The organism is Flavobacterium geliluteum (assembly GCF_017948595.1).
Taxonomy (GTDB): Bacteria; Bacteroidota; Bacteroidia; order Flavobacteriales; family Flavobacteriaceae; genus Flavobacterium; species Flavobacterium flavipigmentatum.
In genome coordinates this window covers 54,214-68,606 of the sequence record NZ_JAGFBV010000014.1, presented here as the reverse complement: position 1 = coordinate 68,606, position 14,393 = coordinate 54,214, and the positions used below count along the sequence as shown (strand labels likewise).

At 34.7% G+C, this 14,393-nt stretch carries 14 protein-coding genes; 9 read left to right on the top strand and 5 right to left on the bottom strand.

Annotated elements, in window-relative coordinates; genetic code table 11:
- Positions 1 to 15: 15 nt before the first annotated feature.
- Positions 16 to 1,545 carry a glutamine-hydrolyzing GMP synthase gene (gene guaA, locus J3495_RS10220; RefSeq protein WP_210666457.1) on the bottom strand — a complete coding sequence of 510 codons (1,530 nt, stop codon included), beginning with the start codon at positions 1,543 to 1,545 and terminating at the stop codon, positions 16 to 18.
- Positions 1,546 to 1,752: 207 nt separating this feature from the next.
- On the opposite strand from guaA, the gene J3495_RS10215 reads away from it, so the two are divergent.
- The gene (locus J3495_RS10215) at positions 1,753 to 2,280 is read left to right on the top strand and encodes a hypothetical protein (RefSeq protein ID WP_210666456.1); all 528 of its coding nucleotides are present in this window, start codon (positions 1,753 to 1,755) and stop codon (positions 2,278 to 2,280) included.
- A gap of 104 nt (positions 2,281 to 2,384) precedes the next feature.
- Here J3495_RS10215 and J3495_RS10210 read toward each other — a convergent pair whose 3' ends face one another.
- The gene (locus tag J3495_RS10210) at positions 2,385 to 3,095 is read right to left on the bottom strand and encodes a hypothetical protein (protein WP_210666455.1); all 711 of its coding nucleotides are present in this window, start codon (positions 3,093 to 3,095) and stop codon (positions 2,385 to 2,387) included.
- Between the two features lie 317 nt (positions 3,096 to 3,412).
- Between J3495_RS10210 and J3495_RS10205 the strand changes: the two genes are divergently transcribed.
- The 8 genes from J3495_RS10205 to J3495_RS10170 all read left to right on the top strand — a co-directional run bounded on the left by J3495_RS10205 (position 3,413) and on the right by J3495_RS10170 (position 10,641).
- Entirely contained in the window at positions 3,413 to 4,333 is a 921-nt protein-coding gene (locus J3495_RS10205) for a DnaJ C-terminal domain-containing protein (RefSeq protein WP_210666454.1), read from the top strand.
- Positions 4,323 to 4,628 (top strand): chaperone modulator CbpM, encoded by a 306-nt coding sequence (locus tag J3495_RS10200; RefSeq protein WP_210666453.1) that lies wholly within the window; start codon positions 4,323 to 4,325, stop codon positions 4,626 to 4,628. The genes J3495_RS10205 and J3495_RS10200 overlap by 11 nt, the downstream gene beginning before the upstream one ends.
- Before the next feature lie 152 nt (positions 4,629 to 4,780).
- Positions 4,781 to 5,164, top strand: coding sequence for a RidA family protein (locus tag J3495_RS10195; RefSeq protein WP_210666452.1), 384 nt, complete (start codon positions 4,781 to 4,783; stop codon positions 5,162 to 5,164).
- Between the two features lie 138 nt (positions 5,165 to 5,302).
- Entirely contained in the window at positions 5,303 to 6,538 is a 1,236-nt protein-coding gene (locus tag J3495_RS10190; protein WP_210666451.1) for a voltage-gated chloride channel family protein, read from the top strand.
- Between the two features lie 178 nt (positions 6,539 to 6,716).
- A complete protein-coding gene (locus J3495_RS10185) occupies positions 6,717 to 7,721 on the top strand; it encodes a DHH family phosphoesterase (protein WP_210666450.1) in 1,005 nt (334 codons plus the stop codon).
- A gap of 19 nt (positions 7,722 to 7,740) precedes the next feature.
- A complete protein-coding gene (gldI, locus tag J3495_RS10180) occupies positions 7,741 to 8,382 on the top strand; it encodes a gliding motility-associated peptidyl-prolyl isomerase GldI (protein ID WP_210666449.1) in 642 nt (213 codons plus the stop codon).
- Between the two features lie 14 nt (positions 8,383 to 8,396).
- Positions 8,397 to 9,479 carry a peptidylprolyl isomerase gene (locus tag J3495_RS10175; RefSeq protein ID WP_210666448.1) on the top strand — a complete coding sequence of 361 codons (1,083 nt, stop codon included), beginning with the start codon at positions 8,397 to 8,399 and terminating at the stop codon, positions 9,477 to 9,479.
- 40 nt (positions 9,480 to 9,519) lie between these two features.
- Entirely contained in the window at positions 9,520 to 10,641 is a 1,122-nt protein-coding gene (locus J3495_RS10170; RefSeq protein WP_210666447.1) for a peptidylprolyl isomerase, read from the top strand.
- Between the two features lie 65 nt (positions 10,642 to 10,706).
- Here the strand turns inward: J3495_RS10170 and J3495_RS10165 are convergent, their stop codons facing one another.
- The 3 genes from J3495_RS10165 to J3495_RS10155 all read right to left on the bottom strand — a co-directional run bounded on the left by J3495_RS10165 (position 10,707) and on the right by J3495_RS10155 (position 14,393).
- Positions 10,707 to 11,150 carry a hypothetical protein gene (locus tag J3495_RS10165; protein WP_210666446.1) on the bottom strand — a complete coding sequence of 148 codons (444 nt, stop codon included), beginning with the start codon at positions 11,148 to 11,150 and terminating at the stop codon, positions 10,707 to 10,709.
- 147 nt (positions 11,151 to 11,297) lie between these two features.
- The gene (locus tag J3495_RS10160; protein ID WP_210666445.1) at positions 11,298 to 13,631 is read right to left on the bottom strand and encodes a GH92 family glycosyl hydrolase; all 2,334 of its coding nucleotides are present in this window, start codon (positions 13,629 to 13,631) and stop codon (positions 11,298 to 11,300) included.
- A gap of 165 nt (positions 13,632 to 13,796) precedes the next feature.
- A complete protein-coding gene (locus tag J3495_RS10155) occupies positions 13,797 to 14,393 on the bottom strand; it encodes a GNAT family N-acetyltransferase (RefSeq protein ID WP_210666444.1) in 597 nt (198 codons plus the stop codon).

The following is a 14,393-nucleotide window of genomic DNA, read 5'->3' as shown; positions in this document are numbered from 1 at the left end:
ATTGCAAAAATAGTACTATTCCCACTCAATTGTTGCTGGTGGTTTTGAACTTATATCGTAAACCACACGATTCACGCCTTTTACCTTATTAATAATATCGTTTGACACTTTCATCAAGAAATCGTAAGGCAAATGAACCCAATCAGCGGTCATACCGTCTGTCGATTCAACAGCTCTAAGCGCTACAACTTTCTCATACGTACGCTCATCGCCCATCACTCCTACACTGTTTACAGGAAGCAAAATTGCTCCAGCCTGCCAAACTTTATCGTACAATCCCCAAGATTTTAATCCATCAATAAAAACAGCATCAACATCTTGCAGAATCTGAACTTTCTCCGGAGTAATATCCCCCAAAATCCTGATTGATAATCCTGGCCCCGGAAAAGGATGTCTTCCTAATAATTCGGGATCTATTCCTAAAGTAGCGCCAACTCTTCGAACTTCGTCTTTAAACAACATTCTAAGTGGCTCCACAATTTTTAATTTCATATAATCCGGCAATCCACCTACATTATGATGCGATTTGATCGTTGCCGATGGCCCTTTTACAGAAACCGACTCAATTACATCTGGGTAAATAGTTCCTTGCGCCAACCATTTTACATCTTCAATCAGGTGTGATTCGTCATCAAAAACTTCTATAAAAACACGTCCGATCGTTTTACGTTTGGTTTCAGGATCACTGATTCCGGCCAATTCGCCAAGAAAACGATCTCCCGCATCTACTCCTTTTACATTCAATCCCATCCCTTTGTATTGATCTAATACATTTTGGAACTCATTTTTGCGAAGTAAACCATTATTTACAAAAATGCAATATAAATTTTTACCAATCGCCTGATGTAATAAAACGGCAGCTACAGTAGAATCTACTCCTCCGGACAATCCTAAAACGACTTTATCATCTCCTAATTTTTCTTTTAATTCTGCTACCATTTCTTCAACGAAAGCATTTGGAGTAAAGTTTTGAGGCACTTCGGCAATATTTACCAAAAAGTTCTCCAGCATTTTTGATCCATCCGTAGAATGAAAAACTTCAGGGTGATATTGAATAGCATAAGTCGTTTCACCTTCAATTTTATAAGCCGCAAATTCTACATCATGCGTGCTCGCTAATTTTACGGCATTTGTTGGTAAAGCTTTAATACTATCACTATGGCTCATCCAAACTTGGCTGTTTTCTGAAACTCCGTTAAAGAAAACTTCATTCTCCTTAATATAAGACAAATTAGCTCTACCATATTCTCTGGTGTTTGAAGCCGCAACTTCGCCACCGCTAAAATGGGCCAAATATTGTGCTCCGTAACAAACCGCTAACATGGGTAGTTTGCCTCGAATTTGAGATAAATCAGGATGTGGAGCATCTTCTGCGCGAACAGAAAATGGGCTTCCTCCTAAAATAACTGCTTTATAAGATGATAGATCACTAGGAAAGTGATTGTATGGGAAAATTTCGCAGAATATATTTAATTCGCGAACTCTACGCGCAATAAGTTGTGTATATTGCGATCCGAAATCTAAAATAAGTACGTTGTGTTGCATGCGCAAAAATACTTTTTATATTCGAATTTGAAAAATGGAATTTTGATTTTTTTTTCTAAAAAAGGTTCTGAGGTTCTAAGTTGCTAAGATTCTCAGTTTTGATATCTTGAAAAAAGAAAAAAACTTAGTTACTTAGCAACTTAGAAACTTCGTCTTTTTACAAAAACCGAATCTCTAAAAAAAACGTATTTTAAAAAAAATAAATTTATGAAATCAAAACTTATAGCCTTTGCGGTTTTTGCATCTGTATTTTTAAATTCTTGTAATACAGTTGATGATTTATTGAGCTTCAATATCTCGAACGATACTACAATTGAAATAAAAAGTACTTCACCGATCAATCTGCCAACTGAAATCGTAACTCCAGATGTTACGACCAACTCTTCTGCCGAATTTGAAAATAATAAAACAAGAGCGAGTCTGGTAAAAGATGTTAAACTCAAAACATTAAAACTCAGCATTACCGATCCTGAAGGAAAATCATTTTCTTTCCTAAAAGAAATTCATTTATACATTTCAACAAATGCAAATGATGAGATTGAATTGGCCTATCAAACCAATATTTCTTCAACTTCAAATACTATCGACCTGATTTGTACCAGCGAAAGACTAGATCAATATATCAAGGCCGACAAATATACCATTAGAACCAAAGTGACCCTTAAAGAAACACTTACACAAAATGTAAAAGTAAAAGCCAATATGAATTTTAGAGTGACTGCCGATCCATTTTAATATCAGGTACAAAGGCTCAAAGTTACAAAGGTTCAAGGGTTTTAAAAGTGTAAAAACTTTGTGCCTTTGAACCTTTCTTAATTTAATAACCTCTTTTAAAAAACCTACTCTTTCGTCACAATAATTGATGCTTTAAATCCTGCAGCAAGATTGTCCCAATAGTCATTGGTAATCAATGTGCCTTTATCATCAAAAACTTGTATTTCGGCTGTATTTCCTCCTAAAGTACCAATATTTAACGCCTCAAAATCAAGTTTATTAAATCCCATAGCGAGATCAATTTTTACCTGTTTAAAATTACTATCCAGAAATAACTGATCCAGAATTACTCTGTCATTTGATGAAATTTTGACTAAATCACCATCAATTGCACCAAAATCTCTGAATTTAACGATAAAATATGCTGAATTAGTTTTGAAATCACCCAGAGAAATATTCTTTTTGACTAACTCTCCACGCCCCTCTTTCAAACCTGCAGCTCTAAGAGCCTTATCCAAATCTTTCTCCATTTTTGGAATATAACGATCACCGGGATTTGCAAAATCTGTTTCGGTAGACATGGTAAAAGTACTTTTCTTCTCTCCTATCTGATATTTAGATTTAGGCGTAATGCTTGTGTTTTCAAAAACGTTAGGTGTTTTGATAGCAGGCATATCCAGATTATCCTCGGTTTTTTTAGCTTCCGGAGGAGGTATTTTTTTAGGTTTTGAACTAAACTTAGGAGCCGGTATAGCTTTAAAGCCCGAGTTGAACTCTGATTGAGCTGTAACTGTGGCAAAGGCAAAAAATAATATTAAAAAAAAGATGTGCTTCATTGAAAAAAGTTTATCGAATCGGCTTATATAATTTTAAAAAATGATCGTATAGCAAAGCAAAAATAGCATAATTTAATTACTCACTTCAACTTTAAGACTTTTATAACAATATATTAGGCTAATTTTTGCAAACAAAAAACCTGCCAAAACAGATCATTTTTCTAAAAAATAAATTCTTTAAAAAAAACAGCTCAATTTAAAAGCAGTATCAATTATAATTTATTCATCTATCTGAAAAGAAAACACATCTTTTTGATAATTAACAACTTATTCTTAACTTCACTATTTTAGTTTATCTTTATTAAAAAATAAGCAAAATGGATTATATTGACTATTATAAAACATTAGAAATCACAAAAGCGGCAACGGAAGCTGAAATCAAAAAAGCGTATCGAAAACTGGCCCGAAAATACCATCCTGATTTAAATCCGAACGATAAAGAAGCGGAAAAAAAATTCAAGGAAATAAACGAAGCCAATGAAGTTTTGAGCAATGCTGAGAATCGTAAAAAATACGACAAGTACGGAAAAGACTGGAAACATGCTGACGAATTTGAAAAAGCAGGTTACAATCCAAATCAACAACAACAATCAAGACAACAGCAAAATAATCAAAATTATAGTGACTTTGGCGGAGGCGATTTTTCCGGAAATGATTTTTCTGATTTTTTTAACTCTATGTACGGAGAAGCCGGTAGTGGCCGTGGTCAATCAAAATATAGAGGTCAGGATTTTAATGCCGAATTACAGCTCGATTTGGCCACAGCTTATAACACTACGAAGCAAAATTTAACCGTCAATGGAAAGAATATTCGAATCACTATTCCGGCTGGTGTAGAAAATGGTCAAATTATAAAAATCACAGGACATGGCGGACCGGGAGCCAATGGGGGGCCGAATGGTGACTTGTATATAACTTTTGTTATTGAAAATAATTCTGATTTTAAAAGAGAAGGGAACAACCTGTATGCCGATGTAAACCTCGATTTATATACCGCCATTTTGGGAGGCGAAATTTATGTGAATACTTTTGATGGAAAAGTAAAAATAAAAGTCCCGGAAGAAACTCAAGCCGAAACAAAAGTCAAATTGAAAGGAAAAGGGTTTCCGATTTATAAAAAAGACAATCAGTTTGGGGATTTATACATTACCTATAAATTAAAAACTCCAACAAAATTATCTCTAAAAGAAAAAGAATTATTCGAAGAACTAGCTAAATTAAGACATCATGAGCAGTAAAAACTTAATTCAAATCAACCAATTTTGCCTGTATCACGAAATTGATGATACTTTTATAGCAGAGTTGCACAACTATGGTCTGATTAACATTATTTTTCAGGAAGAAGAGCAATATTTACATCCCGAACAATTACCAACGGTAGAAAAAATGATTCGGCTTCATTACGATCTTAAAATTAATTTGGAAGGAATTGATGCCATCGCACATTTATTGAACAAAATTGAAACTTTGCAACAAAATCTTACGAACACTCAAAATAAACTTCGCCTTTTTGAACATCATTTTAAAGAATAAAACGATTTAAAATATCACAAAAAAGCAATATTTAGCAATTGATTTTATACAAATTCAACTCTTTTTAATAAGTATATTTTATAAATTGCAACCCAATTAAACAACTACAATTTGTTTGGTTATTTTGAAAAAAAACTCAAAAAAAAATACAAATGAAACGAGAAAACATCTTAACAGGCTCTCCATGGGAAGACAAAATGGGATATTGTCGTGCGGTAAGAATTGGTAATATCATAGAAGTTTCGGGCACTGTGGCAATTGTTGATGGCGAAAAAGTAAAAGCCGATGATGCCTATGCGCAGACTTACAATATTTTGGAACGTGTAGAAAAAGTGCTGGAAGATTTAAATGTTGGAATGAAAGATGTAATTCGAACCCGCATTTTCACCACTGATATTACCACTTTTGAAGACGTTGCAAAAGCACATTCTGCATTTTTTAAAGAAATAAAACCAACAACGGGGTTTTATGAAATCAGTAAATTGGTTGCTCCCGAATATTTGGTTGAAATTGAATTTACAGCTGTTATCCAGTAAATTATTCTTGCTGATCATTTGTTCTGATCATTTTTTCACAACAGACGAACGATTAAAATGATTTATAATTTCTGCTTTTAAAATATTAAAATTCATGAAAATTCGTGAAATTCGCAGCTAAAAAACTTCAAATTATTAATGACTTTTCAAAACCCAAAACAAATACTTTTTACAACTTTCAAATGGATTCTAATTTGTGCTTTGATAGGCATTTTTTCAGGTTCTGCATCCGCTTTTTTCTTAATTTCACTAGAATGGGTGACTCAATTTAGAATTCAGCATGACTGGATTATTTGGCTTTTGCCCATCGGAGGATTATTGGTCGGTCTTAGTTACCATTATTGGGGCGCATCGGTTGTAAAAGGTAATAATTTATTGCTAGAAGAATACGAAAAGCCACAAAAAGTCATTCCTTTTAGAATGGCTCCTCTGGTACTTTTAGGCACTTTAATCACTCATTTATTTGGAGGTTCTGCGGGTCGCGAAGGTACGGCTGTACAAATGGGTGGCGCGATTGCTGATCAATTCACGAAGCTTTTTAATTTGAATAATTCCGAGCGAAAAATTCTAATTATTCTTGGAATCAGCGCTGGTTTTGCATCGGTTTTTGGAACGCCTTTAGCGGGTGCTATTTTTGCTTTGGAAGTTTTATACTTTAGTAAAATCAATTTAAAAAGTATGATTTTATCGTTTTTAGTGGCGTATGCGGCCTATTTTACGGTCGAATTTTGGCATATTAAACATACTCATTATCACATTCCTGAAGTGCCTGAAATTACTTTTACTAATTTACTTTATACCGTAATTATTGGTGCTCTATCAGGGTTGGCTGCGTTGCTTTTTTCCAGAACAACTCATTTTTGGGGTTCACTTTTTTCAAAAAAAATCAAATATCCGCCGTTTCGTCCTTTTGTTGGCGGGATAGTTTTAGCCATTGCTATTGCCGGTTTCGGATTTTCTAAATTTTCGGGTTTAGGAGTTCCTGTTATTGTTGCTTCTTTTTCGAGTCCAAATCCGTGGTATGATTTTTTACTTAAAATTTTATTTACGGGATTTACTTTAGGTGCCGGTTTTAAAGGCGGCGAAGTAACTCCTCTCTTTTTTGTTGGAGCCACCTTAGGAAGTGCGCTGTCACTTATTATACCTTTACCCATAGCACTTTTGGCAGGAATGGGTTTTGTTGCTGTGTTTTCGGGTGCTACCCACACGCCTATTGCGTGCACGATCATGGGATTGGAATTATTTGGAATACAACCCGGAATTTTTATTGCGATTGCGTGTACAATTGCGTATTTCTCGTCAGGTTCTGTAGGAATTTATAAATCACAAATTGTAAAAGGTGCCAAATATAAATTGTATCAAAAATGGCTCTAGCCTAATCGAAAATCTATTTTTTTGATGGTATCATTAGTATTTGATAAAATCAAAAAAGCTCAATAAAAAAGAGCAAAAAAACAACAAAAACACCGACTAAAAACTCACAATTTATAAAAGTGTGTTAATCTATAAAATGATTTCAACATTACATTAAAAAAATGTAAATTCGCACACTATGAAAATACAAGATATTCAGGCGATAAAATTGCTGCTCGCAAGTCCAAAAAAAATCGCCATCATTCCGCACAGAGGTCCAGATGGCGATGCCATGGGCTCTACGCTGGCATTATACCACTTTTTACTAAAAAACAATCACCAGCCTACCGTGATTGCACCCAATGATTTTCCTGATTTTCTGGCTTGGTTACCGGGCTCAGAAACGGTAAGAATATTTGAAAAAGACACCGAAAATTGTACTACTATATTACAAGAATCAGAGCTCATTTTTACGCTTGACTTCAATGCTTTACATCGTGTAGGCGAAATGGAACATACTTTGGCTAAGCTAACTGCTCCGTTTATCATGATTGATCATCATCAAAAACCTGATGATTATGCGGCTTATACGTATTCAGATACCTCTTTTGGTTCGACTTGTGAAATGATTTATAATTTCATTCTATTTTTAGATAAAAAAGAAGATCTTGACAAAACCATTGCAACCTGTATTTACACCGGAATACTGACCGATTCCGGATCTTTTCGTTTTCCAAAAACAACAGGAAACACACATCGAATTGTGGCAGAATTAATTGATTTAGGTGCTGAAAACACTGAGATCCCTGTTTTATTATTCGATAATAGTTCGTACAGCCGTCTTCAATTATTAGGGCGCGCTTTGCAGAATATGAAAGTCTTCGAAGAACATAAAACTTCTTATACTTCGCTTACGCAAAACGAATTAGATTCTTTTAATTATGTAAAAGGAGATACCGAAGGAATCGTAAATTACGGATTAAGTATAAAAGGCATTATTTTTACTGCTATATTTATAGAAAATAAAGACGAGAAAATAATCAAGATTTCGTTCCGCTCTCAAGATGGGTTTGATGTGAATCAGTTTGCCAGAGATCATTTTAATGGTGGCGGGCATATCAACGCTGCGGGAGGAAAATCTGAGGTTTCTATGGAAGAAACGTTGAAAAAATTTGAAGATTTAGTAACAAAACTAAAAATATAACCAGAAAACACAACTCCGTATGAATTACTTAAAAATAAGTATCTATACCTTGCTTTTTATCGTTTTGCTTGCCAGCTGCAAACATCACGAAGAAGCCAGAAAACCTATATCCAGAGCTTCGGGAAGTTTTATGAAAAAATCGGCTGACAGAAACAAAAAACTGGTTGCAACTGAAGAAGACATCATCAAAAAAATCATTAAAAGCAATCCGAAAGTAAAATATTTTGCTTCTAAAAAAGGATATTGGTACCACTATGAAGAGCGCAATTTAACCGATACTTTAAAACCTAAAAGAGGAGATATCGCCTACTATAATCTGGAAATAAGAGATATAAAAGGCGCCGTGATTTATTCTGAAGCTGACCTTGGCCCGCAAACCTATTATGTAGATAAACAAGACATTATGATGGGATTGCGTGACGGGATCAAACTGATGCACAAAAACGAAATCGTAACGTTTTTATTTCCATCTCACATTGCTTACGGGTATCATGGTGACAATAAAAAAATCGGTACCAACGAATCGTTGATGTGTACTGTTTCGCTTCGTAATTTTGTTTCGGAAGAAGCATCAAAAACAGTTACTTCGGGCACACCAATTACCAAAACAACTGTTGTTAAACCTATTACTGTAACAAAAAAAGACACTTTAAACCCATAAAAAAGTATAAAAAAATGAAAAAAAGTATTCTATTATTGCTATTAGCCGTTACCTCATTTTATTCTTGTAAAGACGAACACAGCAATTTACCTGATGGTTTATATGCTGAAATTGAAACTAATAAAGGAAACATTATTGTTGAATTGGATTATAAAAAAGCACCCGTTACCGTTGCTAATTTTGTAACATTGGCAGAAGGCAAAAATGAATTTGTAACAGATGAAAATATTAAAAGCAAACCCTTTTTTGATGGATTAAAATTTCATAGAGTGATAGAAGATTTTATGATCCAGACAGGGGATCCTTCAGGAACCGGATCGGGAGATACGGGTTATAAATTTAAAGATGAAATATCAGACTTACGATTTGATAAACCGGGTGTTTTGGCTATGGCCAACAATGGTCCAGGAACAAATAGCAGTCAATTTTTTATTACACACGTTGAGACACCTTGGTTAGACGGAAAACATACTATTTTTGGCCATGTAGTCGAAAAAGGACAAGAAGTGGTTAATAAAGTGATTCAAGATGACCAACTGATTGCTGTAAAAATCATTAGAAACGGAGAAGCTGCCAAAAAATTTGATGCTGTAAAAGTATTTCACGATTATTTTTCAGAAATTGAAAAAGAAAAAGGAAAATATGCAGCTGTTCAGAAAGAAAAAGTAGCCTATTATGCTTCTTTACGATCAAAAGCGATCAAAACAACTTCAGGTTTAGAGTATGTAATTACGGAAAAAGGCGCTGGCAAAAAACCTACTAAAGGAGCTCCATTATTCATTCCTTATGCGGGATTTTTGGAAGATGGAACATTATTTGATACCAGCATTGAAAGTGTTGCGAAAACATTCGGAAAATTTGATCAGAAAAAAGCTGAAGCTAAAGCATACCAGCCACTTCCGTTTGAAGCTGGTCGCAAAGACGGCATGATTCCCGGATTTATCGAAGGTATCGAAAAACTTTCTTTTGGTGATAAAGCTGTCATTTTTATCCCTTCGCATTTAGCGTATGGGGAAGCTGGAGCTGGCGGTGTAATTCCACCCAATGCTAATATTATTTTCGAGATTGAATTATTAGAAAAAATGCCGCAACAATAATTATTTTCAATAACTAAATAGTGACTTAAATTGAATCACAATGAAATTTAAAATTTTATTTTTATTTTGCCTGGCGATGTTAAACATTCAGGCGCAAAGCACAAAAAAACCTATTGCAAAACCAAAAGCTAAAACGTCCGTAACTAAAATTGCTCCAAAAGCAGATCCAAAAGTGGATCCAAACGACGGTATTTTTGCTACAATAACAACCACAAAAGGTGATATTGTTTTGTCTTTAGAATATATAAAAGCACCCGTAACGGTAGCTAACTTTGTTTCTTTGGCAGAAGGAAAAAATCCATCTGTAAAAAAGGAAAGCTTAAAAGGAAAACCTTTTTATGATGGATTAAAATTTCATCGCGTCATCAACGATTTTATGATTCAGGGAGGTGATCCTGAAGGAAATGGTTCCGGAGGTCCAGGATATGCTTTTAAAGACGAATTTGTTCCTGAATTAAAATTTGAAAAAGGCGGTATTTTAGCAATGGCTAATTCTGGTCCAGCTACGAACGGAAGTCAATTTTTTATTACTCATAAAGACACACCGTGGCTCAACGGAAAACATACTATTTTTGGTCATGTTGTTACTGGAATGGACATTGTAAACAAAATTGTGCAAGATGATATCATTACAAAAATTACCATTACCCGCAAAGGAGCAGCTGCTAAAAAATTTGACGCCGTAAAAGTATTCTCTGACGAATTTAAAAAAGCAGAAATCAAAGCTGCTTATTTTTCAAAAATTAAAGCAACAGCCACAACTACAGCTTCTGGCTTGAAATATGTTGTCACTCAAAAAGGAACAGGTGTAAAAGCAGCAGAAGGAACAACATTTTATTTTCACTACGCAGGCTATTTTGAAGATGGAAATCTTTTTGACAGCAGTATAGCTAATGTGGCAAGAACCTACGGAAAATACGATGCCAATAGAGATGCGAATAACGGTTATCAGGCATTTCCTTTCGTAGCGGGCAAAAAAGACGGAATGATTCCCGGTTTTATTGAAGCTTTGAATATGATGTCTGACGGAGAAAAAGCAACTTTCTTTCTTCCTTCAGATTTAGCTTACGGAGCAGCGGGTGCCGGAGGTGTAATTCCGCCAAACGCTACTTTGATTTTTGAAATCGAAACCTATAAAACACAACCTGTAGCAAAGAAATAATGTCTAAGGTGAATTCAATAAAAAAAACCGACAAGTGATTGTCGGTTTTTTTTATGTTTTTTGTTTTACTTTTTTGCTGGAAATTTCCAATCAAATTCGTCTTTGTCATTGATGATCGCGCCAATTTCGAATTTTACCACTTCGTCAAATTCAGTTTGAAGAATAAACCAATTTTCTTCGTCAAAATAATTTTCGAAAGTATCAAAAGTCTCCTGAGTGTATTTTGTAAGTCCTTTTGTTGCCAAATCTTTCTTTACATCTGCAATTTTTCTTCCGATTATTTTGAATCCAAAAACTTCTAAATCATGGCTGGAAGCTACCAGATATCCTAATTTCAAATCTTCTTCTTGATAAAAAGTCAATCTTATTTTGTGTGCATTATACACAAAAATCACATTATCATCTTCATCTTTATAATTTTTATCAGGTTTACCAAAAACTGCTGTTACATCGTTTTGCTTCATTCCGAAAAGCAATTTATCAATTCCCGATTTTAGATTTATTTTCATATTTACTATCTTTATTTAAAGTACAAATTTCGGGAAGTTTTTTACAATTCTCCTACTTTTTCTTTTTTTATTGTTGAGTTGGAACTGAACGAAGTTGAAATCAAACCTAACAGGTTTTAGAAACTTGTTAGGTTTGGCTCGTAAAAGCTAGTAATTCTTTTTATTGGGCTTATTACTCATATAAAAAGTGATTTTCCCACCACTGATAACATCAGAATGTTTTAGAAAAGGCTGATGGATTTGTTTTCCGTTTAAAAGCACTTTGCTCACAAATACATTTTTATCCGATTGATTTACCGTTTCTACTTCAAATGTTTTACCATTTTCTAAATTAAAAATCGCATTTTTCACCAAAGGACTTCCCAAAGCATAATCCTCAGAACCTGGAGCCACGGGATAAAAACCCAAACTGCTAAAAATATACCAAGCACTCATTTGACCAAAATCATCATTGCCTCCTAAACCGTCTGCTCCGTTGCGGTACATCTTTTTTAAGATCATTCTAATTTTGTCTTGGGCTTTCCAAGGCGAGTTTGTCCAATTGTACAAATACACTACGTGATGCGAAGGCTCGTTTCCATGTACATAATTACCGATAATTCCTTCTCTAGTGATATCTTCGGTGTTTTCAAAATATTTATCAGGCAAATTCATACTGAATAATGAGTCTAATCGAACATTAAACAAATCATTTCCACCCATCATTTTGATCATTTCGGTCGGATCTTGGGGAACATAAAGGCTGTAATTCCATGAATTTCCTTCTATAAAACCTTGTCCATGTGTGTCCAGCGGATCAAACTCTTTTTTGAAAGATCCATCATTTAATTTCGGACGCATAAAACCTGTCTTAGCATCGTAAACATTTTTATAATTTTTAGATCTTTCGATAAATTCATCATAAATTTCGGTTTTCCCTAATTTTTTCGCAGCCTGTGCAATCGCCCAATCATCATAAGCATATTCTAATGTTTTTGAAACCGAAGCACCATTTTTATCCTCAGGAACATAGCCTTTTTTCATGTAATATTCTAAGCCATCATAATAAGGAACTTTTGCTGTATTCACACATGCCTGTAATGCTTTTTCAGGATCAAAATTGGTATTGCCTTTTACAATTGCATCAGCCACCACAGCAACCGAATGATACCCAATCATGCACCAGTTTTCATTTGCGTAATGCGACCAAATCGGCAACATTTTATGCACGCTTTGATCGGAATGTGCTAACATCGAACTAATCATATCCGAATTACGTTTTGGCTGCACAATATTAAATAAAGGATGCAAAGCTCTGTAAGTATCCCATAACGAGTAACTGGTATAATTGGTAAAATTCTCCGCTTTGTGAACATTCATATCCAAACCTTTGTAATTCCTGTCTGCATCCATGTATTCTGTTGGCCCTAAAAACGCATGATACATAGCGGTATAAAAATTAACCAAATCTTCTTTTTGAAGTGTTTCTATTTGAATTTTATTCAGCTCTTGATTCCAAACTTCCTGACTTTGCTTTTTTACCTTTTCGAAATCCCAGTCAGGAACTTCTTTTTTCATATTTTCTAATGCGCTGGCGGAACTAACAGGAGACAACGCCATTTTTATTTTGATTTTTTCTCCTTCTTCTGTATTAAAATCAAAAAATAATTTTAGGTTTTGACCTGCCATTTCTGGAAAGTTTTTGGTTTGATCAAATCTTCCCCAAAAACCTCTGTACACACTTTTTTCTTGTGCTGCCTGCCCGTAACTTTTGATTGGTTTGCTGAAAGACATCGCAAAATAAACCGTTCTAGTTCTCGCCCATCCCGATGTTTGACGATATCCTGTAATGAGCGTATCGTTTTCGACGCGAACAAATGTCCAGACATTTTTTTTATCGTAATTGTAAATTCCGGAAGTCAAATCGAGAATAATATGCGCTTCATCCGACTTCGGAAAAGTATATTGATGCATTCCAACGCGCGTTGTAGCGGTCAGTTCAGCTTTGATGTTATGATCTTCCAAAAGCACGCTGTAATAGGCTGGCTCCGCTTTTTCGGTCGAATGAGAAAATGCCGAACGATAACCCGACTCAGGTTTTGAAGCCACTCCTGGATTCAACTCTAATTTTCCGGTTGTGGGCATAATTAGAAAATCTCCTAAATCAGAATGTCCGGTTCCGCTAAAATGAGTGTGGCTAAAACCAACAATTGTTTTATCTTCATACTGATATCCCGCACAGTATTTATAGACATCTCCGTTGTATTTTCCGTTTAAACCGTATGCAATGGTATCTGTTTCCGGACTTAATTGTACACTCCCAAAAGGCACCGTTGCACCCGGATAAGTATGTCCCATTTTGGCAGTACCAATCATGGGGTCTACATATTGAATTAAATCCTTAAGATTGTCTATTTTTTTCTGCGCATTAATTTCAGGCACACAACCCAGTATTAAAAGTAATAATACAAAAAGAAAAAATTTACTATTTAGAATATTCATCAAGTAGTTTATTTAAAAAATTATTTGAAAATTACAATAAAATATGGTTCTAAAAAACAAAAATCTCAAATCTACTATGTTTTGGATAGAACAGTCAATGCGGAGTTTACGTGAAATGCTTTTATTCGAGAATCTTAAAAAAATTCATAAAAGAAAGGAGCTAGCCTATAATTTTTTCTTGAGATTTTCTTTTACCTCATCAAACCATTCGCTCCTAAGAATACTTAAAACAATCGAGTCGCGACGGATAGCACCTTCTCTGGTAGGCATATTGCTGCGTAAAATACCTTCTACCTTGCAGCCGATACTTTTCATGGCGGCAATACTTCGGACGTTATTGTTATCAGCACGAAATTCTACGCGCTCCATTCCGAGGGTTTCAAACGCAAATTGCAGCAATAAAAACTTGCAATGTTTATTGAGTCCGGTACCTCTAAAAGCTGCACCGTACCACGTATAGCCCAATTGAAGGGTTTTGAAATCGAAATTTATATCGTAAAAACGTGTAGAACCGGCGTATTTCTGAGATTTTTTATCGAAAACAATAAAGGGAAATTCTTTTTGATTATCACGGGCTTTTATTGCAAGTTGAATATAATGAGTAAGATTTTCTTTTCCATCTGCACCTACCAAAGAGTATTTCCATGTTTCAGGCTCGTTAATCGAAATTTCAATTAAATGATCAAAATCTGACTCTTGCAAAGGGCGTAAAATAACAGAATCGTCTTCGAGGATTATATTGGATGAAAAAGTAAAGTTCAT